We start from the raw sequence: 21,690 nt of genomic DNA on the forward strand, positions 1-21,690 counted from the left end.
ATTTCTGTTGATGGCAACCTTGTGTATAAGGGCTTAGCCTGTGTTGCGTAAGCCCGCTGCAATCCCAGCGATGCTCACCATCAAGGCATGATCAACAGGGCTGTGTTCGGTCTGATGTTCAGCCAGATAAACACGACGACGTTTCATCAATTCTGCTTGTAGCAAATGCAAGGGGAGTAAATAAGGCTTGCGTACCTGCATTGATTGATCCAATACTTCATTGTTGCTCAGTAGTTTTGATTCACCTTTGAGTCTTAATAAGGTATCCACTGCATTTTGCAAGCGTTGGCGCAGTTCTACGCCCAATACTTTGAGATCCTGATCCTGTGTGAGATGGGATTCATAATACAAGGCAATATCAGCATCGGATTTAGACAACACCATTTCCAACATATCAATCAACGTTTGGAAATAAGGCCACTGCTCAAGCATCTCATCCAAGGTTTTCTTGTGTTGTTCGTGAACTTGATTAATCGCCGTGCCTGTACCGAGCCAAGCGGGAAGCATCAAGCGAATCTGTGTCCATGCGAATACCCATGGAATTGCACGAAGTGATTCGATTCCACCACTGACTTTACGTTTCGCTGGACGAGAACCGAGAGGTAACATTTGCAACTCTAACTCTGGTGTGACCGTCCGCAGATAACGCACAAAGTTTGGATTTTCACGTACGGTCTGACGATAGACTTGAACCGATAAATCCGTCATTTGATTCATTAAAGCGCGCCACTCTTGCTTTGGTACAGGAGGAGGGAGTAAGGTCGCTTCAAGTGTCGCAGCGGTATAAATCTCTAAGTTTTGCAAGGCAATTCCTTCTAACCCAAACTTAAAGCGAATCATTTCACCTTGTTCAGTCACCCGAATCGCCCCTGAGATAGACCCCGGTGGCTGAGAGAATAAAGCTTGTTGGGTTGGAGCACCACCACGACTGATCGAGCCGCCTCGACCATGGAATAAGGTCAGTTGTACGCCATGTTTTTTAGCAATTGCAGTCAATTCTTCTTGTGCACGATATTGTGCCCAGTTGGCAGACATAAAACCTGCATCTTTAGCAGAATCCGAATAGCCAATCATGACTTCATGTTTAGCTTGAATATGCTGTTTGTACCAATGCATATTGAACAAGGTATCCATGGTTTTGGCTGCGCCATCGAGATCTTTTAAAGTTTCAAATAAAGGCACTACACGAAGCGGATGTTGAATGCCGGCTTCTTTTTGTAGTAATAAAACCGCCAATACATCGCTTGGATATTCTGCCATGGAGATAATATAGGCACCTAAGCTCTCTGCTGGTTGTTCAGCTAAGGTACGCATGGTGGCAAACACTTCCAGTACATCAGGATGCTGAATGAGGCTGCCTTCAGGCTCATTAAAAAACTTTGGAAGTAATGGACGCTTACTTTGAAGTTCTTGAATCAAGAAGTTTTGTCGTGCCTGTTCTGTCCATGACTCAAAATTACCTAAGCCTAAATATTCAGTAATGGCTGAAACAGCTTGGCGATGACGTCCTGATTCTTGGCGAATATCGAGTTTTAGCAGCTCAATACCAAAGCAGTTCACACGGTAAATAAAATCCAGCAATTGCCCATTGGCAATCTCGGCGAGATTACGGTCCATCAGTGAGCGGTAGCAAAGCAATAAGGGCGCTAACAGTTCATCCTTGGTTCGAATAATATTGCTGTCATCCGCTTCAATGCCCTGAAGACGCTGCCCTAACCAAGTTCGGGTGGCTTTTAAACGTTCACGGGTATCACGCAAATATTCTCGATAAGGCTCAGGATGAGCATAACCCAACGCATCTGTTAATTCTTGCGAGCAACTTTGGATGGAGAGTTCCCAGCGTAAATTTTCGATATCACGGAGATATAAATCAGCCGCTTGCCAGCGTGATAACCACAGCACCTCTTGAGTCACTTGATGCGTGACATTTGGATTACCATCACGATCTCCCCCCATCCAAGATGCAAAACGGATTGGGGCGATGTCGAGTGGTAGCACCTTTTGACAATGTTGCTGGGTGAGTTCATTCAGTTCGCGGATAAATTTAGGCACTGCATTCCATAATGATTGCTCGATGGTTGCAAAGCCCCATTTGGCCTCATCTACTGGGGTTGGACGGTGTTGTCGAATCTCATCCGTTTGCCAAGCAGAACTGATAAGCTGCTTGAGTACTGCGATGGCTTGCTGACGCTCTCTTGGTGTTAACTTTTGTTGATCCAGTCGAGAAAGACAATCGGTAATATCATCATATTTTTGAATCAAGGTGCGACGGCTAATCTCCGTTGGATGAGCGGTCAATACCAATTCAATATTCAGGTCACAAATTTGTTGGAATAGTTGTTGTGCCGAGATTTGTTGTGTTTTGAACTTTTCGAATAGTGGGGCGAGAGGGTTAGGGTTGGGGACTTGCTCGTCAAACTCAGCCTGACGACGATTGCGTACCACATGGTACTGCTCGGCAATATTCGCGAAGTTTAAAAAATGTGAGAATGCACGCGTCAGTGGCAAGATTTCTTCATCTTTTAAACCAAGGAAAAGTTGTTCTAATTGCTTTTCTGCTTCGATTTGACCGTCACGAGCGCCTTTGGCTAATGCGCGAATTTGTTCGATTTGATTAAACAAATCTTGCCCTGCATGTTGTTTTAGGGTCTCACCGAGTAGATTGCCCAATAAGCGGACATCTTCACGTAATGGAGCAGTGATTTGCTGAATCATTCTATTTCTCCTGATGTTCTCATTTGACTATAGCGTGATTGAGCAACAATCCAAGAGCAGAACGTAAAAAAATGTGAAAATTCTCTAACTTTTAGTTTGATATTTAAGCAAAAATATCTCGATTGCTTGTTGGATCACCTGATCTAATTCATCGGCTGAAGGAACCGTATCTAGCCCGAGTAAAACGCTGTGGTGACGTACCCCTAGCATCAACGATATGATGAGTGATGTCTGCTTGAGTGGATCATCTGCCTGAATAAATTGCAGCCTAATCGCTTGCTCAAAAAAATCACACCACACATGGCTCATACGCGTGTGTGATGCATCAAAAAATTGTTTCGTTAATGGACTATTTTCGGCAGCTAATTCAAATAGGACGCGGTCTAACTTAATCGCTTCAGGTAAATAAATAATACTGAGAGCACGATGACACATTAGATAAAGCGCTTGTTCAAAATTGGTTTCTGCTGTGAGTACAAATTCTTTTGCACAAATTGATTCTTCACAGGTTTCCTCAATCGCACAAATAAACAAATTGGCTTTATCTTGGAAGTGGTTATACACCGTCAGTTTAGTCACACCTGCTTCTTTGGCAATTTGATTCATATTGGCAGCGTCATAACCCATTTTTAAGAAAATAGCTTTTGCAGCCTGTAAGATTTTGGCTCTTTTCTCTAAATCTTTGGGACGACCACTTTGATTTTGCACGTTATCTTTCTCTTTAAATTTAACCAAAAATCATAAACCTAGATTTAATTTTTAATTAATGTACTTATGGGTATATTAATTAAAAATTAAACAATTTATGATGGTAACTGTCAACAGACTTATTGTGCCTTAAAAAATTTATTTGAATAAGAGCGAAAAAAGATGAATTTGCTAAATCATGTCATTGTGGGGTTGCTCGTACTCAGCAGTGTCACTTTATCAGCATGCCAAAAAGAGCTTCCTAAAACCGAGGAAATTCCTTATGTCATGGTGACGCAACCGAGTCGTAATCACACAGATCAAAAAAGTTATGCTGGTGATGTACAAGCAAGACAGCAAACTGCTTTGGCGTTTCGTGTCGGGGGACAGGTGACGGAGCGGTATGTTGAGGTGGGTGATCGAGTCAATGTTGGGCAAGTCTTGGCTAAACTTGATGTAAAAGATGCTCAATTGCAAATGAATGCAGCGAAGGCACAATTACAAAGTGCTGAGGCGGCAGCCAAAATTGCTACGGAAGAATACCAACGATATCAGCAATTGTTACCTGTCAATGCGGTGAGCCGTTCACAGTTTGATGCCGTGAAAAATCAATATGAATCCGCTCAAGCAAATCTGCAGCAAGCACGCTCTAACTACCAAGTTTCTGCAAATCAAACCGGTTATAACCAGCTAATCTCCAATAAGAAAGGGGTGATTACTCAGCGTCAAATTGAGGTTGGACAAGTGGTGGCTGCGGGACAAGCAGCATATCAGTTGGCGATTGATGGCGAGCGTGAGGTCGTTTTTGGTGTACCTGAACAAGCAGTAAGTGCAATCAAAGTTGGACAACCTGCATGGGTAACTTTATGGTCACAACCCGATGCTCGTTTTGCTGCAAAGGTTCGTGAAGTATCACCAGCAGCAGATCAATCCCGTACTTTCACTGTTAAAGTTTCCTTACTCGAAGGTCAGTCCAGTATCCAGTTGGGTCAAAGTGCTCGCGTATTCTTTGTATCGAATGAAAATGATGTATTGAGTGTGCCTTTATCGAGTGTTACTGCGACGGATCAACAGGCCTATGTATGGGTGGTCAATACGGATAAAACATTACGTAAAGTTCCTGTGACTTTAGGTGCTTATGCACGCGATAGTGTGCCCGTTGTTTCTGGTTTAAAGGCAACAGATTGGGTTGTTGTTGGGGGGGTACATTTGTTACGAGATCAACAAAAAATCCATCCAATTGACCGTGAAAATCGCGAAGTTCGTTTTAAAGCGGGAGGTTAAACATGAAATTTAACCTTTCAGAATGGGCACTCAACAATAAAGGAATTGTGCTCTACTTTATGTTGGTACTAGGCATTATTGGCATAATGTCTTATTCGAAACTCTCTCAAAGTGAAGATCCTCCATTCACATTTAAAGTGATGGTGGTGCAAACCTTCTGGCCTGGAGCAACTGCAAAAGAAGTTTCGACGCTGGTCACAGATCGAATCGAAAAAGAACTGATGACGACAGGGCAATATGACCGCATTATGGCGTATTCACGTCCTGGGGAGTCATTGGTTACCTTTGTGGCAAAAGACTCTTTGCCTGCGAATCAGATTCCTGATGTCTGGTACAACGTCCGTAAAAAGATCAATGATATTCGTGCTGAGTTGCCAAATGGCGTACAAGGACCATTTTTCAATGATGAGTTTGGTGATACTTTCGGCAATATCTACGTTCTGACAGGTCAGGATTTTGATTATGCGGTAATGAAAGAATACGCTGATCGTTTGCAGTTACAACTGCAACGCGTCAAAGATGTGAGCAAAGTTAACTTAGTCGGTTTGCAAGACCAAAAGATTTGGATTGAGCTGTCAAATACCAAGGCAGTGCAACTCGGTGTGCCGGTTACTGCGATACAAGAAGCGATACAAAAGCAAAATGACATGGCCAGTGCGGGTTTCTTTGAAACAGGTACAGATCGTATTCAGATTCGCGTCAGTGGACATCTACATAGTGTGGATGAACTAAGAAAAATGCCGTTGTTGGTCGGGGACAAAACCATCCAACTCGGTGATGTCGCAGAGGTGTATCGTGGTTTTAGTGAGCCTGCTCAGCCACGTATGCGATTTATGGGTGAAAATGGGATTGGTATTGCTGTTTCCATGCGTAAAGGTGGAGACATTATTGCTTTGGGGAAAAACCTTGAAACTGAGTTTACCCGTCTGCAAAAAAGTTTACCCCTCGGGATGAAACTGCAAAAAGTTTCTGATCAACCGATTGCCGTAAAACGCAGTATTCAAGAGTTTTTAAAAGTATTGGCCGAAGCGGTAATCATCGTGTTATTGGTGAGCTTTTTCTCTTTGGGTTTCCGTACTGGATTGGTGGTGGCATTGTCAATTCCGTTGGTGTTGGCAATGACATTTGCCGGCATGAGCCTATTTGATGTGGGGTTGCATAAGATCTCGCTAGGCGCGCTGATTCTCGCACTCGGCTTGTTGGTCGATGATGCCATTATCGCCGTTGAAATGATGGCGATTAAGATGGAGCAGGGCTACAGCAGACTCAAAGCAGCGGGCTTTGCATGGCAAACCACAGCCTTTCCGATGCTAACGGGGACTTTGATTACCGCAGCAGGCTTTTTACCGATTGCAACTGCACAATCGGGAACAGGTGAATATACCCGTTCGATTTTCCAAGTGGTGACGATAGCCTTGGTAGTATCTTGGATTGCAGCAGTGTTGTTTGTACCGTACTTAGGTGAAAAACTATTACCTGATTTTAGCAAGCAACAGCAGAAGGCAGCATGGTATCTACGTTTGTGGGCTCGGTTACGTAAGCAGCCAGCACCAGTCGTTCAGGCACATGGTACGCATCATGATCCTTATCAGACCAAGTTTTATCAGTCTTTCCGTAGGGCTGTAGAAATCTGTATTACCTATCGCAAGACGGTCATTGCGACGACGGTTGGCATATTCGTACTTTCAGTGATGATGTTTAAGTTTGTGCCACAGCAATTTTTTCCACCCTCTAACCGCGCTGAAATTTTAGTGGATTTAAAACTTGAAGAAGGTGCATCTCTGACTGCGACTGAGCAAGCTGTACAAAAAGTAGAGCAGTTCTTGGCCAAGCAAGAGGGAATTGATAATTATGTGGCTTATGTGGGAACAGGCTCACCTCGTTTCTATTTGCCTTTAGATCAACAACTCCCGCAGGCGAGCTTTGCGCAATTTGTCGTTTTGGCTTCATCTTTGGATGATCGAGATGAAATTCGTCGTTCCTTAGAGCAGCAGATTAAGCAATTGCTGCCACAAGTGCGGACGCGTGTTTCTCTGTTAGAAAATGGCCCACCTGTGGGTTATCCATTGCAATATCGAGTTTCGGGTGAGGATTTAGCAACAGTACGTCAGTGGGCGCAGAAAGTTGCACAAGTGATGAGCCAAGATCCAAACACCACTAATGTGCATCTGGATTGGGGAGAGCCGAGTAAGATTATTGCAATCGAAATTGATCAGGATCGTGCGCGTCAGATGGGGGTGAGTAGTGTCGATTTGGCAAACTTCCTCAATGCTTCGGTGACTGGGGCTGTCATGAATCAGTATCGTGAGAAACGTGAATTGATTGAAATTCGGTTACGTGGTGATGAGACGGAACGTGCTGAAGTTGCCTCTTTAGCCAGTTTAGCTGTACCGACCAGTAAGGGAACAACGGTACCATTGGCACAAATTGCACAAATTGAGTCACGTTTTGAAGAGGGATTGATTTGGCATCGTAACCGTTTACCTACCATTACGGTGAGAGCTGACATCCGCACACAACTTCAACCAGCCACCGTAGTTCAACAATTGGCGGATCAGATGCAAACTTTGCGTGAGGATCTTCCAAGTGGTTATTTACTTGATGTGGGCGGAACGGTTGAAGAGTCGGCACGAGGTCAGAGCTCCGTCAATGCAGGCATGCCACTATTCTTAGTCGTAGTGATGACGTTGTTAATGATCCAACTTCGTAGTATGTCTCGTGCAACGATTGTATTGCTGACAGCACCTCTGGGTTTAATTGGAGTCGTGGCATTCTTGTTATTGTTCAATAAACCATTTGGTTTTGTGGCTATGCTAGGAACAATTGCACTGTCCGGTATGATTATGCGTAATTCTTTGATTCTGATTGATCAGATTGAACAAGATATCCGAGCAGGACAAGCAGCTTGGGATGCAGTAATTGATGCAACCATGCGACGTTTTCGTCCGATTGTGTTGACCGCACTTGCTGCAGTGTTAGCGATGATTCCGCTTTCCCGTAGTATTTTCTTCGGGCCGATGGCTGTTGCAATTATGGGAGGATTGATCGTTGCAACCTTATTAACCTTATTTTTCCTTCCTGCGCTGTATGCAACATGGTTTAAGGTTAAGAAAGTAGCATCTAGCACATAATTTTTTTGAGAATAGAGGTGCGAAATATTGAAAATTTCAATATAGTAGCACCTATATTTTAATATCAAAAAATAATGGAATCTCATCATATAGCTGAATGAGCACAATGTGATGAATGAGGTGATATCGAGCATGGGGCAAGATAAGGTTGAGCAGCATCGCCGTTACGTGGCGATTTCTTACGTGTTCATGTTTCTTGCATTATTTACAATTGTATTTGCGGCTTTCGCCTATGTATTAGCGCGAAAAGTTGCTATTGTGGATGATGCTGAGGTGTGGATTCATGCGCACGCACTCTGGATTATGCGTAATGTGCTGTTATTTATCATAATGGCTTTTTTTGCTGCTCTGTGGTTTATTCCATTGTTCTTCTTTGCGTGGGATAGTGCGCTTTGGGTAACCGCCTTGACGGTTGCTGGGGTCGTGTTTAGTGCGATTGCATGGTTATTTTTACTTAATGCATGGCTAAAAGGCATCGCTAAATATTTTAAAAACAAAGCTGTTTTCTAAATTTATTGTTTTTTTATCGGAATTACCCTTGTAAATAGATAAGATCGTCCTTATTAAGGCTCTGTTGGCTTTTATAAATAAAATGCCAGCAGAGCCTATTTTCTGTTTTTTAGATTTAAATAAATTCCGTGAGGAGCATCGCCAACCATGGCTAAACGTGATTATTATGAGGTTTTAGGCGTTTCGAAAACCGCAAGTGATGATGAGATCAAGAAAGCCTATCGTAAGTTGGCGATGAAGTATCATCCAGACCGTAATCCTGACAACGCTGAAGCAGAAGAAAAATTCAAGGAAGCATCGGAAGCCTATGAAGTGCTTTCGGATAGTGAAAAGCGCAGTATGTATGACCGTGCTGGACACAGTGCTTTTGAAGGTGGTTTTGGAGGCGGTGGCTTCGGCGGCGGTTTTAGTGCAGAGGATATTTTTAGCCAGTTTGGTGATATTTTCGGTGGTGCTTTCGGTGGTGGTGGCCGTCAACAGCAACGCCAGCGTCGTGGTTCAGATCTCCGCTATGTGATGGAATTGACGCTAGAAGAAGCAGTAAAAGGGGTCAAAAAGACCATTACCTTTACGGCACCTGCACCATGCGAAACCTGTGATGGTAAAGGTTCGAAAAATCCAAATGACGTTGAAACCTGTCGTACTTGTCATGGTACGGGTCAAATCCGCATGCAACAGGGTTTCTTCTCTGTTCAGCAAACCTGTAGTACTTGTCGTGGACAAGGCAAAATCATTAAGAACCCTTGTAACACCTGTCATGGTTCAGGGGTAGCAGATCGTCAACAAACACTTGAAGTCACCATTCCAGCGGGTGTGGATAATGGTGATCGCGTACGCTTAACGGGTAAAGGTGAGGCGATTCGTGATGGTCAGTCTGGTGATTTATATGTAGAAGTGGTCGTGCGTGAACACGAAATCTTCCAGCGTGATGGTGCAGATCTTTATATGGATGTGCCTGTTAGTATTGCCGATGCTGCTTTAGGTAAAGAAATTGAAATTCCAACGCTTGAAGGGCGTGTCAGCTTGAAGATTCCTGAAGGTACGCAAACCGGTAAACTGTTCCGCTTACGTGGCAAAGGTGTTCGTCCTGTACGTAGTAGCATGGTTGGGGATTTACTATGTCGTATCGTCGTTGAAACGCCTGTGAATTTAACCAGTCGTCAGCGTGAGTTATTAAAAGAATTACAAGCATCTTTGGATGGAGATGGTCATGCATCGTCGCCAAAGAAAAAATCATTCTTTGATCGCCTATTTGATTAATCGGCATCAACAAAAAACCTGCTTCGGCAGGTTTTTTTATGGGAATTTTTTAGCGGAATGTGAGAGTTTTGCTATAGTAGCAGGATTGTTTAAATAAAAGACTGGGAAATATTATGTCAACTTCTCCACGCATTGGGATCTTGGGTGCAGGCGGACGCATGGGGCGTATTCTGATTCAAGCAGTACAACAGGCTGGCTATCAACTTGCCGCAGCAGTAGAGCGTCCTGAAAGCAGCTTGGTTGGTGCTGATGCGGGCGAACTTGCTGGTATAGGCAACATCGGTGTCAAAGTTGTGGGAAGTTTGAGTGAAGTGCTGAAGGATTGTGATGTGGTGATTGACTTTACCGCACCTGTTGCGACTGAACAGCATTTAAAGCTTTGTCGTGAAGCCGGTGTGGCGATGGTGATTGGGACCACAGGCATGTCGGATGAGCAAAAGGCATTTTTAGATGAAACTGCAACACATACCCCAGTCGTATATGCTGCAAATTATTCAGTTGGTGTAAATGTATCAATTAAATTACTTGAGTTGGCTGCAAAGGTATTCGGTGATACGGTTGATATCGAAATCATTGAAGCGCACCATCGTCACAAAGTAGATGCACCATCAGGGACAGCCTTTATGATGGGTGAGGCAATCGCAGATACTTTAGGCCGTAACTTAAAAGAAGTTGCAGTTTATGGACGTGAAGGTTATACAGGACCACGTGACCGTCAAACGATTGGCTTTGAAACCATTCGTGGTGGTGATATCGTAGGCGAGCATACGGTGATGTTTATTGGTGAAGGTGAGCGTGTTGAAGTGACACACAAAGCCACGAATCGTATGAACTTTGCTTCTGGTGCTGTACGTGCCGCAGCATGGGTAGTAGGACGTAAAGCTCAGAAATATGATATGAAGGATGTTTTGGGTTTTAACGAAATTGAGGTATAAGCCCTAATTTTGCATGATAAAAGAGCTTGTATTATCGATCTAGAGGATATACAAGCTCTGATAATGATTAAAAGAATTGAGCATGACATGAAAAAAAAACATATCGTTCTTGCTGCGTTACTCAGTACAGCGAGTTTAGTTGCCAGTGCTGCAACAGCACCTAAACTTAGCCTGCACCGTAATGATATTAAGGTTTGGACCTATCAAACAGAAAACAATCCGATTATTCAATATAAGGCAGAAACGACCTTTAATGTGCCCTTAGAGCGTGCCGTGGCAGTGGTACTAGATGTCGAACGCACCCCGCAATGGGTACCTTATGTAGGCAAAGCGCAATTGTTATCACGAGATGATCAAAAAGGTGAGTTCATCTTATATATGGTTTTGGATTTTCCATTTCCGCTAAAAGATCGTGATGTGGTGATTAAAGGAAAAATGAATAAGAATGCGGATGGTAGTATTAGTATCAAAAATCAGGCAATTAAGCATGACTATCCAGAGCAACCCGATATTATTCGTTTGAGTCGTTATGAAGGGGATTGGACTTTTCAGAAAGTGGCTGACAACAAAGTGAGAGTTTCAACCCGTGGCTATGCTGATCCAGCAGGCGCAATTCCATTAAGTTTTGTGAATATGTTTGTTCAACAGCAGCCTTATCAGATGTTGATGAAGATGAAAAGAGAAGTACAAAATCCTTTATATAAGCAACCAGCTTTGCCTGATTCACTAAAATAAATACGCAAAAGCCTGATGTAAGAATCAGGCTTTTGTTTATTTAAGTTTGAGAACACTGTTGATATTGCGTATTGGGTTTAGTGGTTAACTTTATTTGGATGAAAACTAGAACTAATCCAATCGCAGCCAGTAATGCTCCAATCATTGAAACTGCGGCATAATTTAAACCCAAACTTAAGACTGCACCTCCTGCTGCTGCACCGATGGCGTTGCCCAAGTTAAATGCGCCGATATTGACTGAAGAAGCGAGTCCAGAAGCCTCTCGTGCAACAGACATCACACGCATTTGCAGTGGTGGTACGATGGCAAAAGCTGCTGCCCCCCAAAGTACCAAACCTATCGCTGCCCCTAACTGTGTTTGAGCCAAGATTGGGAAAATTACCATTAAGCCAATCAGCAATCCTAAGAATCCGATCAGCGTTTTATTCATCGATACATCTGCAAACTTTCCTCCGAAATGATTGCCAAGAGAGAAGCCAATTCCAATCAAGACCAACATCATCGTGATAAAGCTCGGTGACGCATGGGTAAATTCGACCAAGCTCGGGGCAATGTAAGTGTAGAGGGTGAACATTGCTGAAGCCCCGAATACAGTGGTGAGTAATGCTAAAATCACAGGTAAGCGAGTGAGGACTTTCAGTTCCATTTTTATATTGGGCTTTTGCCCCACGGAACCGACAGGTAAGGCTTTCCATAGTGCCAGCATGGTAATCAGACCGAGTGCTGAAATCGCAAGAAATGACATGCGCCAACCAATATTTTGTCCTACCCATGTGGCAAGTGGTACACCGCCGATATTTGCAATGGTCAGCCCCATAAACATGCTTGCAACCGCACTGGCTTGTTTATTTGCAGGAACGACACTTGCGGCAACCACTGATCCAATTCCAAAAAATGCACCGTGGTTCAAGCTGGTAATCAACCGCGCCCCCATTAAACTCATATAGCTGGGTGCAAAGGCTGCTATAAGATTTCCAATGGTAAAAATCGCCATCAACAGAATGAGTGCATTGCGGCGCGCATAGCCACCAAACCAGAGTGTCATGATTGGAGCGCCTATCATGACACCTAATGCATAACCTGTGATGAGTAGACCTGCACTGGGGATGGATACCCCTAGATCGTTGGCAATATTAGGCAATAGTCCCATAGGGGAGAATTCGGTTGTACCTATTGCAAATGCACCAATCGCTAGCGCGAGTAAAGTAAAATGAACGTGACGGTTCATATTATTGATCCCATTCAGGTGCCCATTGTTCAGGATTGACTTCACGACCATTACGTTCAAGCTGAGCAATCAATTGCATTTCTTCAGAACTCAGCGTTAGATCTTGTGCTTTTAAGTTACTGATTAAATTTTCACGTTTGGTTGAAGAAGGGATCACGGCATAACCCTGCTGTAAAGCCCAAGCTAACGCAATTTGTGCGGTGGTTGCTTGATGTTGTGTTGCGATTTCAAGCAAGGTTGGATCATTCAGGACTTTGCCATAGGCAAGCGTCATGTAAGAAGTCACATCAATATCTTGCTGAGTTAGATAATTCGCAAGCTTCAGATTTTGTAGATAAGGACTTAATTCAATTTGATTGGTCGCGATGTGTTCGGCACCAATGGTGTCAATCGCTTGCTGGGTTAAGGCAATATTAAAGTTCGAGATCCCTATTTGCTGGGTCAAACCTTGTTGTTTTGCTTCTAATAGCAACTGCATCACTGCTGGAATGGATACACCCAATTGTGGTGCGGGCCAGTGAATCAAGGTAAGGTCAACCGCATCAGTGCGAAGTTTCTGTAAGCTGTCTTTTAAGCTTGGGATCAATTTATCTTCTGCAAAGTGATCAACCCAAATTTTTGTGGTTAAAAATAAATCTTGGCGTGCAACACCACTTTCGGCAATCGCTTGTCCGACTGCAGCTTCATTCTCATAAATTTGTGCTGTATCAATTGCACGATAACCGACTTCCAACGCCGTTTTAACAGAATCAATCACCACTTGATCTTTAAGACGGAAAGTACCTAAACCAAACTGTGGGATATGCATGCTTCACCTCATCTTGTTGTGCTCGATAGAGCCTATTTTGTTGATGATGTGATTGTGCGACGATTATTGTTGCTAAAAAATAGATGAATTTGCAAAATATAGTTGACTCAATATCAATAATGATCCGCTATGAAATCAAGTATTGAAGAACTACTGGCTTTTATTACCATTGTCGATACAGGTTCTTTTGTTGCTGCAGCAGAGCGGTTAGGACAAACTGCATCCGGACTCAGTCGTTCGCTCAGCCGTTTAGAATCAAAATTAGATGTTACTTTACTCGAGCGTACGACGCGGAAATTAAAATTAACGCAGGAAGGCCAACAGTTTTTAAATCACGCGCGTAAAATTCTCAATGATCTCAACGCAGCCGAAGAAGCCTTACTTCGATCTGATCAGGATACGTCTGGCATCATTCGAGTAGACTCAGCCGTACCCTTTATCTTGCATGTGATTGCACCGTTAATGCAGTTATTTCATCAACGCTACCCAAATATCGAGATTGAGTTAAATAGTAATGATCAGGTGATTGATTTACTTGAACATAAAACCGATGTCGCGTTTCGTTTCGGTGAGTTGCATGATTCAAGTTTGCATGCCAAATTGGTGTGTCAAAGCCGTTTATATATCGTTGCTAGCCCTGCATACCTTGCTCAGCGTGGTACGCCACAACATCCGCAACAACTGGCGATGCATGATGTGATTAGTTTTACTCGTCCACTTTATATCAATAAATGGCCGATAAAAATCGATGGTGAATACTTTGTGGCGCAATCGTGTATTAAAGCGTCGAGTGGAGAAACAGTACGACAATTATGTTTACGTGGTTTAGGCATCGCCCGATTATCTGAGTTTGAAATCTGGAAAGATTTAGAAGAGGGTCGTTTGGTGGCTTTGTTTGAAGATCAAATCGAACATTCTTATCAACGCATCCATGCGGTTTATTATCAACAAGAACATTTACCCAAACGAGTCCGCCTATTTATCGAATTTTTGACTGAGCAACTTGAACAAGGTTTCTCGGTATGTCGTTAGTTGCATCGGGTAGTTGAACTTCTAAAACACGGACTTGTTTACCTGCTGCCTGAATGACCGACACCATAATCTGTTGCTGTTCTAAAGTACATTCAAGTTCAACAGTTGGCAAAAGCAGGCCTGATAAAATCAGTCCATTCTCATTGGGCTTTTTATAGATCAACTTCAGTGTATGTTGCTGTTCCTGTGTTGAGATTTGTTCAAGTTTCCAAAACTCATACATCTGTTGGTTTTGAGTGGTTAAGTATCCCTCAGCAAGTCTTTTACAGACCTGTTGCTGTTGATAAACGGTCTGGTCGGTAAATTGGCAGCCAGTAAATAGGACGCTACATACTATAAATAAGAGTTTATTTTTCATTGCCTTATCCTCCTGTAGTTGATTTTTATAGCTTAATAGTGTTGTATAAACCAATACAGATACAGAAATTTATAAAAAAGCAGTACAGAATGACTTTTCAATATCAGCGTCTCGCCGAACAGTTGGCACATAAGATTTATCACCATGAGCTGCAACCACAGCAGAAGCTCAGCTCTTTACGTGAGTTTGCACGTCAGCAAGAGATCAGTTTGAGTACGGCACAACAATGCTATGAGTTGTTGGAAGCAAAAGGGCTGATTTATGTCAAAGCCAAGTCAGGTTATTTTGTCAGCTCTAGACAGTATCAAAGTCCTGCGCCTGACAGTCCTCAGTTTGAATCGATGCCACGACAAGTTTCCAATTTGGATCTACAAAATCAGATTCAAACAGCCTCCATTCAAAGCCATTTGACACCACTCGGGGCAATACAACTTTCACCTCATCTCATTCCTGTTGACGGGTTGCGCCGTTCTTTGCAACGGGCGTTAAAGCATTGCCAGCCTGAAGATTTTTTGTATTGCAATAAACAAGGGCATCACGTGTTGAGACAGGCGCTTGCGGATCATTGGCGTGAGGATGGGATTTATATTGCGGCAGAGGATATTTTTATTACTAATGGCTGTTTGCCTGCGATTTCTTTACTGATTCAGCAAATGAGTAAAGAGGGCGATAGTATTCTGATTCCGACCCCGACCTTTAATGGTCAGCTACAAATGCTGGCCAGTTTAAAACGTAAAATTATTGAAATCCCTGCGGACCATCAGGGAGTAGATCTAGAACGCTTAGAGCATTTTATGCAGCAAGGCAGTGCCAAACTGTGTTTATTGACGGCAAACTATCAAAATCCGTTAGGATATTGTCTCAGTAACCAGCAGAAACAACGGATTGCTGAACTGGCGCAGCAGTATCAATGTTTCATTATTGAAGATGATATTTATGCGGAGTGTAGTTTCCAGAAGGAACGCCCATTACCGATTCGTTATTGGGATCAACAGGGCTATGTGGTCTGGTGTGCATCAGTTTCAAAGTCATTATCCAGTGCTTATCGAGTCGGTTGGTTCTGTTTGGGGCAACAACTTGAATTCTTACGCCCCCAATTATTGGCAAATAACGTTGGTGTGAATACGCCTTTACAGCTTGGTTTGGCTGATTTTATCTATAGTCGTGGTTATAGAGAACATTTAGATCAATTAAGACCCAAGCTCATGCAGCAGGTGGAACAGTATCGTGCGTGTATTTTAGAAACTTTTCAGGGGATTCCGATTGCATTAAGTCAATCACAAGGAGGCTATGCTTTATGGATGCAGCTGCCTGACATGATTACAGGGCTTGATCTATATTATCTCGCACAAGCTAAAGGTATCAATATTGTACCAGGTGAAGTATTTGGTGAAGATCAGCGCTATCGGCATTTTATCCGTTTAAATGCGGGGCATGCTTTTACACAAGAAATCCGCCAAGCGATTCAGCAATTGGCGGATTGGGTAAAACAAAGCTTAGACTCGCCTTCAGCCTAATCAAAGTCAGCTTTGAGAACAATTCGATAACGAGCTTGACCAGAATGAAGTCGCTCAATGGCTTCATTAAGTTGTGACATAGGATATAGTTCAATTTGTGGTGCAATATTTTTACGTGCAGCAAACTTTAAAAGCTGACGTAATGCCAAAGGAGAACCTGTTGGAGAGCCTGTGACAGATTTGGCACCATCAATGAGCGCACCAACTGAAACAGGAACCGGCTCTAAAGTAAGACCTAAGAAATGGAGACTGCCATGGGGTGCAAGGGTACTCAAATAGGCTTGCCAATTCAGTGTGACATTCACCGTACTTAATAATAAATCAAACTTACCACGTTGTGCTTTAATCGCTTGAGCATCACGACTATTCACGACATGATCTGCGCCCATCGCTTTAAGTTCTTCCGTTTTTTCTGGATTAGAACTAAACGCGGTGATTTCACAACCCCAAGCTTTGAGCAGTTTAATTGCGATATGACCTAAGCCACCAATACCGATCACACCGACATGATGTGTGGCTTGGATTTTATGTTTAAGTAATGGATCAAACACGGTAATCCCACCACAAAGGAGTGGACCCGCACTTTCAGGCGCTAAATCATCGGGTAGAGGAATAACCCATTGCCAACCAGCCCGTACTTTTTCTGCAAAGCCCCCCGCATGACCCACGATGGTTGCCACGTTTTTACCTGTACAGAGCACCTGATTGCCTCCAATACACGGATCACATGCTTGGCAACTTTCAGCTGTCCAACCGATACCAACACGTTGACCCAGTTTGAGCCCCTTTGCTTCCGTGCCGAGCGCCGTGATTGTGCCAATGATTTCGTGACCAGCAATGACAGGGTAGGTTGAAGAACGCCAATCATTGTTGATGACTGATAGATCAGAATGACATAAACCACAGTATTCAACTTTGACTTCCACCTGATGGGCTTGTAATTCACCTGCATCAAATTGGTAAGGAACCAGCTGTTCACCTGCTTGCATCGCTGCATAAGCGCGAATTTGATTATTGCTCATGAAAGGACTCCTTTGAGGGGATCGTTTTATTTAAAATGACAATGGTTTTCATGGTCATTGACCATACCTACCGCTTGCATGAAGGCATAGCAGGTGGTTGGCCCAACAAATTTGAAACCACGTTTTTTTAATGTTTTGGAAAGTATTTGACTGATTTCTGTTTGAGCAGGTGCTTCACGATAATGCATCACATCGTTGTTTGGTGCTTGATGATTGACGAAGTTCCAAAACCAAGCCGAGACATCTTGAACTTCATCTTTGAGTTTTTGCCATGCGATCGCATTGTCTCGAATGGCTTTGAGTTTACCGATATGACGGATTAACCCTGAATCATTGAGTTTATTTTCCAGTTGATCATCGGTGAGTGCTGCGATGTGTGCAACTGGATATTGAAAAAAATGGGTACGATAACATTCACGTTTTTTTAGAACAGTAATCCATGATAAGCCAGCTTGTTGGCCTTCGAGACAGAGCATTTCAAATAGACGTGCTTCATCATGTTCAGCCTTGCCCCATTCTTCATCATGGTAAGCTATATACAAAGGGTCGTTAGAGCACCAACCACAGCGTTGAATCGTCATATGTGTTGCTCCTGAATACTGTGAATTTTAGAGTTTGAATTCAACCCACTCATCACTATGATTATCCCAATAATACAGTGCGGCACTATCCAAATCATCAAACTTTAGCCAAAAGTCTTTACCTGATTTATCTGCAAAACCTGTACTGATTAGCAGTGCATCTTCGGTAATCTCCATGATCCAGCCTTGATAACTGGTTCCATTGAGAATGATTTTTTGTTGATTCCCTGACTCTGCAAATTCAACCAGTTGTTCAATCAATGCTTCTGACATTGTGTGTTCCTAACGTAAATAAGGGAATGGATTGACTGCGCCACGCCCTTTGCCATTTAAATAAATACCATAGTGTAGATGTGGAGCTGTATGGCGTGCATTGCCTGTATTTCCCACATATCCAATGTGCTCGCCTTTGCGAACATAATCACCGACATTGAGTCCACGTTTATGACGATCTAGATGTGCATAGTAATGCCATGATCCTGATGGCCCCATAATCCAAACCACTTTTCCACCCAGATTGTTGTTGCGTAAGTCTGCGACGAGCCCGTCAGTTGCACTATACACTTTCGTTCCTCGTGCTGCCATGATGTCAATTCCTTCGTGACGACGACCTTGGCTACGAGCAGCTCCCCACGTGTCGCTCAACTCACTTCGACTGACACCTTTGACCGGTATTGGTAATCGGCTATCGAGGCGCATATTTTGTAGTTTGTTGACTTGGGTATTTGGTAGTGGTGTTGGTTTTTGAGGTGTGCTGGCACATGCTGAGAGTAAGATCGTCAATACACCGAGAAGGGCATAGCGGATTGAATGATGCATACTGGCTCCTTGCATTTTATAGAAAGTTGGCACGACTAAACACAGCGCTAACACCCATAATGACTTAATCTTATTTAGGCATCTGCTGCCTTGATCATTTTCTTCATTGCAGTGGGGATCCCTTTGGCTGTGGCTTGATCTGGGCTAAGCCAGTGTCCATTCAACTCAATACTGAGTTGTTCTTTTTGGTCATGTTCCACGTGGAACACTTTTCCATCTAGCAACCATGTAAAGTGGGTAAAGCTATGGCTAATCTGCAATGATGATACTTGAGCTTGTAGTTTAAAGTGTTGCTCAATCTGTTGTAATTCGGTTGCTTGCTCAATAATGGGTAGGCAGTATAGTCCTCCCCACAAACCCTGTGCTTCTCTTTGCTGCCATAGCCATTGATCGCCTGATTGTATGAGCAAAACATGGGCTGTTTTAATCGGGACAGGCTTTTTAGCCTTTTTAAATGGAAGCTCCTGTTCTAATCCTTGTTGATAGGCTAGACAGTGTTGTTGCATTGGACAATATAAACATAATGGTTTTTTTGGTGTGCAAACGGTCGCACCTAAATCCATGATGGCTTGTGTGTAGTCATGATTGCGTTGTTGAGGGCATAGATCCTCTGCAATTTGCCATAAAGCACGTTCATGTTGTGGTTTAGATAGATCATCTTCAATCGCAAAGAAACGTGCTAAAACACGTTTCACATTGCCATCCATAATGACGCCATATTGGCGTAAACCGAGTGACATCAGCGCGCCTGCTGTGGAGCGTCCAATCCCTGGAAGTTCAATCCATTGTTCTAATGTTTCAGGGAATTTGCCTTGCTGACTGACGATACCTGCTGCTTTATGTAAGTTTCTTGCTCTTGCGTAATACCCAAGTCCTGCCCAATAAGGTGCAACGTCATCCCAACTGGCTTGTCCTAAGTCTTGTACGGTAGGAAAGCGTTCGATAAAACGATCAAAATATTGCAATACCGTTTTGACTTGTGTCTGCTGCAACATGATTTCTGATACCCAGACTTTATAAGGATCATCCGCAATTTGCCAAGGTAGATCATGACGACCATGTTGGTCGTACCAAGCGAGCAGTGCATCAGAAAATGAAAAATCAGACATGAATCAGAACAATCAAAAGCAGAGGGCTAGTATAGCGGAAAAGCAGAGAGGAGTTGCTGCATACAAACAAATTTGTTATTAAATCCTTATTCATATTTGCTAGTGCAAGGCGACATCCTTGTCGCCTTGCACTAGTCGAAATTGTTAGGAATTAAACAAACGAGATATTCGTTTAATTCCATATTTATGGATTTTAGAGATAGTTTTTTTAATCACTTTAAATGTTTATCTAACAACTCATACATGGCTTCAAGGCCTTGGCGTTCTGCTTCTGCGTTATAACCGAGGTCAACATTATTCGCCTTCGCACGTTCATCTGCTAGAGGATTGCTGAATCCATGTTTAGCATCTTCGAAAATGATGACTTCATGGCTGACCTCAGCATCATGCATTTCTTGACGGAAACTCGCGACGTCATCTAAAGTGACCATGCTATCAAGCTCACCGTGTAAAACTAAAATTTCAGCTTTGATCTGATCTTTTTGTGCTGGTGTACTTGTTGCTAATACGGCATGGAAGGTGGCAACTGCTTTGATATCTGCACCAGAGCGAGCTAAATCAAGTACAACCTTACCACCATAGCAAAAGCCAATAGCAGCGAGTTTTTCGGCATTGACTTCGGGTTGAGCTGCTAATGTTGCTAACCCCGCTTTTGCGCGATTGACAATCGTATCTGGTTGTTCAAAGGTCTGATTCATCCATTCTGAGGCTTGCGGTACAGCAGTGGTGACTTTTTTATCACCATACATATCGATTGCTAAGGCAGCAAAGCCATGTTCTGCAAGCTCACGTGCGCGTTGTTCAGTATATTCGTTACGACCCCACCATTCAGGTGCAACAATGACACCCGCAATAGGTTGATCAATTGTTGGCGCTGCGAAATAACCAATTAAGCGTTGACCATCTGGAGCGGTATATTCAATTTCACGAGTTATAATTTGAGAGCTCATTTTAAAGTCCTAGTCTTTTTTTAAAACTTTCCGATTAAAACATAAAATATTGTAATTGATGGCATCTTAAAACAACAAAAATGAGTCTCTTGGTAACTGGATTTTTAGCGATAAAAAAGAAGAATCTGCTGATTCTTCTTTTCGATACAGGATGAATAATTTTAGACTTTACCGCGAGATAAAAAACCGACTATAGCTAGAATTGCTGCAATAATCAGCAAAATGACAGCAAAGTCTTTGGAAAGGCCAGCAACACCACCAAAGCCTAATAAACTTGCAATCAATGCAATTACAGCAAAAATAATCGCCCAACGGAACATATTGTATTCTCCTATTTTTAGTTATTTCTCTATCTATAATATTGTATGTTTTTTAATCTATATATTGTGTTTCTGTGGTGCTAATGTTCGATCACACTCTGTTCAATAGATGAAATGTGTCGTTTAAATAAAGTATGTGACTCAAGAATGGTATACTAGACTGCTCGTTTTAAATCGAAAACACTATTATGTCCACAGAACTGCGTCCTAATTTTTGGAAACAATATTCGCTTGATCAACTGAACCAAGCGGAATGGGAAGCTTTGTGCGATGGCTGTGGATTGTGCTGCCTAATTAAGCTGGAAGATGAAGACACAGCTGAGGTGGCATACACCAAGGTGGCATGTAAGTTATTGGATTGTAAAACAGCTCAATGTTCAGATTATGTTAATCGGCAACAACAAGTTCCTGATTGTATCCAACTCACTTTGGAACAATTACAGAATATTTCATGGTTGCCATCAAGTTGTGCCTATCGTCGTTTGAGTGAGGGTAAAAACTTACCGTCATGGCATTATTTGATGACAGGTTCGCGCAAAAGTGTGATCAATGCGAAAAAATCAGTTGCAGGTCGCTGTATTTCAGAAACTGAAGTCGATGAAGAACAAATCGAAGAATATATTGTGCGCTGGGTTCGTTAGCGGCGTTGATCATTTATAGTTGAATAAGCAGGTATAAAAAAACAACAC

Annotated in this window: 21 protein-coding genes; 9 read left to right on the forward strand and 12 right to left on the reverse strand. The window is 42.8% G+C overall.

Annotated elements, in window-relative coordinates:
• Nucleotides 1-33: 33 nt before the first annotated feature.
• Together ppc and F2A31_RS00175 are read right to left on the reverse strand one after the other, a co-directional pair.
• Complete coding sequence (gene ppc, locus F2A31_RS00170) at nucleotides 34-2,715, reverse strand: phosphoenolpyruvate carboxylase (RefSeq protein WP_100833015.1); 2,682 nt, start codon at nucleotides 2,713-2,715, stop codon at nucleotides 34-36.
• 84 nt (nucleotides 2,716-2,799) lie between these two features.
• On the reverse strand, nucleotides 2,800-3,423 hold the full coding sequence (locus F2A31_RS00175) for a TetR/AcrR family transcriptional regulator (RefSeq protein ID WP_017394733.1): 624 nt from the start codon (nucleotides 3,421-3,423) through the stop codon (nucleotides 2,800-2,802).
• 162 nt (nucleotides 3,424-3,585) lie between these two features.
• Here F2A31_RS00175 and F2A31_RS00180 point away from each other — a divergent pair, with 162 nt between their 5' ends.
• From F2A31_RS00180 to F2A31_RS00205, 6 genes are all read left to right on the forward strand, one after another.
• Nucleotides 3,586-4,686 (forward strand): efflux RND transporter periplasmic adaptor subunit, encoded by a 1,101-nt coding sequence (locus tag F2A31_RS00180; RefSeq protein ID WP_150024604.1) that lies wholly within the window; start codon nucleotides 3,586-3,588, stop codon nucleotides 4,684-4,686.
• A 2-nt stretch (nucleotides 4,687-4,688) separates the two neighbouring features.
• The gene (locus F2A31_RS00185; RefSeq protein WP_150024605.1) at nucleotides 4,689-7,817 is read left to right on the forward strand and encodes an efflux RND transporter permease subunit; all 3,129 of its coding nucleotides are present in this window, start codon (nucleotides 4,689-4,691) and stop codon (nucleotides 7,815-7,817) included.
• Between the two features lie 132 nt (nucleotides 7,818-7,949).
• On the forward strand, nucleotides 7,950-8,327 hold the full coding sequence (locus F2A31_RS00190; RefSeq protein ID WP_150027588.1) for a hypothetical protein: 378 nt from the start codon (nucleotides 7,950-7,952) through the stop codon (nucleotides 8,325-8,327).
• A gap of 147 nt (nucleotides 8,328-8,474) precedes the next feature.
• The gene (dnaJ, locus tag F2A31_RS00195) at nucleotides 8,475-9,587 is read left to right on the forward strand and encodes a molecular chaperone DnaJ (RefSeq protein WP_150024607.1); all 1,113 of its coding nucleotides are present in this window, start codon (nucleotides 8,475-8,477) and stop codon (nucleotides 9,585-9,587) included.
• Between the two features lie 113 nt (nucleotides 9,588-9,700).
• The gene (gene dapB / locus F2A31_RS00200) at nucleotides 9,701-10,522 is read left to right on the forward strand and encodes a 4-hydroxy-tetrahydrodipicolinate reductase (protein WP_017396296.1); all 822 of its coding nucleotides are present in this window, start codon (nucleotides 9,701-9,703) and stop codon (nucleotides 10,520-10,522) included.
• Between the two features lie 87 nt (nucleotides 10,523-10,609).
• On the forward strand, nucleotides 10,610-11,257 hold the full coding sequence (locus F2A31_RS00205; protein ID WP_150024609.1) for an START domain-containing protein: 648 nt from the start codon (nucleotides 10,610-10,612) through the stop codon (nucleotides 11,255-11,257).
• 40 nt (nucleotides 11,258-11,297) lie between these two features.
• Here the strand turns inward: F2A31_RS00205 and F2A31_RS00210 are convergent, their stop codons facing one another.
• On the reverse strand, nucleotides 11,298-12,485 hold the full coding sequence (locus F2A31_RS00210) for an MFS transporter (RefSeq protein ID WP_150024611.1): 1,188 nt from the start codon (nucleotides 12,483-12,485) through the stop codon (nucleotides 11,298-11,300).
• A gap of 1 nt (nucleotide 12,486) precedes the next feature.
• Nucleotides 12,487-13,293 (reverse strand): 2,5-didehydrogluconate reductase DkgB, encoded by an 807-nt coding sequence (gene dkgB, locus F2A31_RS00215; protein WP_150024613.1) that lies wholly within the window; start codon nucleotides 13,291-13,293, stop codon nucleotides 12,487-12,489.
• 129 nt (nucleotides 13,294-13,422) lie between these two features.
• Here dkgB and F2A31_RS00220 point away from each other — a divergent pair, with 129 nt between their 5' ends.
• The gene (locus tag F2A31_RS00220) at nucleotides 13,423-14,325 is read left to right on the forward strand and encodes a LysR family transcriptional regulator (protein WP_150024615.1); all 903 of its coding nucleotides are present in this window, start codon (nucleotides 13,423-13,425) and stop codon (nucleotides 14,323-14,325) included.
• Here the strand turns inward: F2A31_RS00220 and F2A31_RS00225 are convergent.
• Entirely contained in the window at nucleotides 14,273-14,683 is a 411-nt protein-coding gene (locus F2A31_RS00225) for a hypothetical protein (RefSeq protein WP_150024617.1), read from the reverse strand. The genes F2A31_RS00220 and F2A31_RS00225 overlap by 53 nt on opposite strands.
• 89 nt (nucleotides 14,684-14,772) lie before the next feature.
• On the opposite strand from F2A31_RS00225, the gene F2A31_RS00230 reads away from it, so the two are divergent.
• Nucleotides 14,773-16,200, forward strand: a complete 1,428-nt coding sequence (locus tag F2A31_RS00230; protein WP_150024619.1) for an aminotransferase-like domain-containing protein — start codon at nucleotides 14,773-14,775, stop codon at nucleotides 16,198-16,200.
• On the opposite strand, the gene ahr is transcribed toward F2A31_RS00230, so the two are convergent.
• From ahr to F2A31_RS00265, 7 genes are all read right to left on the reverse strand, one after another.
• Complete coding sequence (gene ahr / locus F2A31_RS00235) at nucleotides 16,197-17,222, reverse strand: NADPH-dependent aldehyde reductase Ahr (protein ID WP_150024621.1); 1,026 nt, start codon at nucleotides 17,220-17,222, stop codon at nucleotides 16,197-16,199. The two genes, F2A31_RS00230 and ahr, sit on opposite strands and share 4 nt — an antisense overlap.
• Before the next feature lie 26 nt (nucleotides 17,223-17,248).
• Nucleotides 17,249-17,803 carry a DNA-3-methyladenine glycosylase I gene (locus tag F2A31_RS00240; protein WP_008942087.1) on the reverse strand — a complete coding sequence of 185 codons (555 nt, stop codon included), beginning with the start codon at nucleotides 17,801-17,803 and terminating at the stop codon, nucleotides 17,249-17,251.
• A 27-nt stretch (nucleotides 17,804-17,830) separates the two neighbouring features.
• Nucleotides 17,831-18,076: a hypothetical protein gene (locus tag F2A31_RS00245; protein ID WP_150024623.1), complete on the reverse strand. Its 246-nt coding sequence runs from the start codon at nucleotides 18,074-18,076 to the stop codon at nucleotides 17,831-17,833.
• A gap of 9 nt (nucleotides 18,077-18,085) precedes the next feature.
• The gene (locus tag F2A31_RS00250; protein ID WP_150024625.1) at nucleotides 18,086-18,622 is read right to left on the reverse strand and encodes a M23 family metallopeptidase; all 537 of its coding nucleotides are present in this window, start codon (nucleotides 18,620-18,622) and stop codon (nucleotides 18,086-18,088) included.
• A gap of 74 nt (nucleotides 18,623-18,696) precedes the next feature.
• On the reverse strand, nucleotides 18,697-19,731 hold the full coding sequence (gene mutY / locus F2A31_RS00255; protein WP_150024626.1) for an A/G-specific adenine glycosylase: 1,035 nt from the start codon (nucleotides 19,729-19,731) through the stop codon (nucleotides 18,697-18,699).
• A 212-nt stretch (nucleotides 19,732-19,943) separates the two neighbouring features.
• Nucleotides 19,944-20,681, reverse strand: coding sequence for a dienelactone hydrolase family protein (locus tag F2A31_RS00260; RefSeq protein WP_150024628.1), 738 nt, complete (start codon nucleotides 20,679-20,681; stop codon nucleotides 19,944-19,946).
• Between the two features lie 161 nt (nucleotides 20,682-20,842).
• Nucleotides 20,843-21,001 (reverse strand): DUF1328 domain-containing protein, encoded by a 159-nt coding sequence (locus tag F2A31_RS00265; RefSeq protein WP_150024630.1) that lies wholly within the window; start codon nucleotides 20,999-21,001, stop codon nucleotides 20,843-20,845.
• Nucleotides 21,002-21,189: 188 nt separating this feature from the next.
• On the opposite strand from F2A31_RS00265, the gene F2A31_RS00270 reads away from it, so the two are divergent.
• Entirely contained in the window at nucleotides 21,190-21,642 is a 453-nt protein-coding gene (locus tag F2A31_RS00270; RefSeq protein ID WP_150024632.1) for a YcgN family cysteine cluster protein, read from the forward strand.
• Nucleotides 21,643-21,690: the final 48 nt, after the last annotated feature.

It is taken from the genome of Acinetobacter suaedae (assembly GCF_008630915.1).
Taxonomy (GTDB): Bacteria; Pseudomonadota; Gammaproteobacteria; order Pseudomonadales; family Moraxellaceae; genus Acinetobacter; species Acinetobacter suaedae.

Excerpts from the sequence above, each read along its gene's own strand:
- dnaJ (WP_150024607.1), top strand. The coding sequence starts at position 8,475 with ATGGCTAAACGTGATTATTATGAGGTTTTAGGCGTTTCGAAAACCGCA.
- mutY (WP_150024626.1), bottom strand. The coding sequence starts at position 19,731 with ATGTCTGATTTTTCATTTTCTGATGCACTGCTCGCTTGGTACGACCAA.
- F2A31_RS00245 (WP_150024623.1), bottom strand. The coding sequence starts at position 18,076 with ATGTCAGAAGCATTGATTGAACAACTGGTTGAATTTGCAGAGTCAGGG.
- F2A31_RS00265 (WP_150024630.1), bottom strand. The coding sequence starts at position 21,001 with ATGTTCCGTTGGGCGATTATTTTTGCTGTAATTGCATTGATTGCAAGT.
- F2A31_RS00210 (WP_150024611.1), bottom strand. The coding sequence starts at position 12,485 with ATGAACCGTCACGTTCATTTTACTTTACTCGCGCTAGCGATTGGTGCA.
- dkgB (WP_150024613.1), bottom strand. The coding sequence starts at position 13,293 with ATGCATATCCCACAGTTTGGTTTAGGTACTTTCCGTCTTAAAGATCAA.
- F2A31_RS00270 (WP_150024632.1), top strand. The coding sequence starts at position 21,190 with ATGTCCACAGAACTGCGTCCTAATTTTTGGAAACAATATTCGCTTGAT.
- ahr (WP_150024621.1), bottom strand. The coding sequence starts at position 17,222 with ATGAGCAATAATCAAATTCGCGCTTATGCAGCGATGCAAGCAGGTGAA.
- F2A31_RS00225 (WP_150024617.1), bottom strand. The coding sequence starts at position 14,683 with ATGAAAAATAAACTCTTATTTATAGTATGTAGCGTCCTATTTACTGGC.
- F2A31_RS00250 (WP_150024625.1), bottom strand. The coding sequence starts at position 18,622 with ATGCATCATTCAATCCGCTATGCCCTTCTCGGTGTATTGACGATCTTA.
- F2A31_RS00230 (WP_150024619.1), top strand. The coding sequence starts at position 14,773 with ATGACTTTTCAATATCAGCGTCTCGCCGAACAGTTGGCACATAAGATT.
- dapB (WP_017396296.1), top strand. The coding sequence starts at position 9,701 with ATGTCAACTTCTCCACGCATTGGGATCTTGGGTGCAGGCGGACGCATG.
- F2A31_RS00240 (WP_008942087.1), bottom strand. The coding sequence starts at position 17,803 with ATGACGATTCAACGCTGTGGTTGGTGCTCTAACGACCCTTTGTATATA.
- ppc (WP_100833015.1), bottom strand. The coding sequence starts at position 2,715 with ATGATTCAGCAAATCACTGCTCCATTACGTGAAGATGTCCGCTTATTG.
- F2A31_RS00260 (WP_150024628.1), bottom strand. The coding sequence starts at position 20,681 with ATGAGCTCTCAAATTATAACTCGTGAAATTGAATATACCGCTCCAGAT.
- F2A31_RS00205 (WP_150024609.1), top strand. The coding sequence starts at position 10,610 with ATGAAAAAAAAACATATCGTTCTTGCTGCGTTACTCAGTACAGCGAGT.
- F2A31_RS00220 (WP_150024615.1), top strand. The coding sequence starts at position 13,423 with ATGAAATCAAGTATTGAAGAACTACTGGCTTTTATTACCATTGTCGAT.
- F2A31_RS00190 (WP_150027588.1), top strand. The coding sequence starts at position 7,950 with ATGGGGCAAGATAAGGTTGAGCAGCATCGCCGTTACGTGGCGATTTCT.
- F2A31_RS00180 (WP_150024604.1), top strand. The coding sequence starts at position 3,586 with ATGAATTTGCTAAATCATGTCATTGTGGGGTTGCTCGTACTCAGCAGT.
- F2A31_RS00185 (WP_150024605.1), top strand. The coding sequence starts at position 4,689 with ATGAAATTTAACCTTTCAGAATGGGCACTCAACAATAAAGGAATTGTG.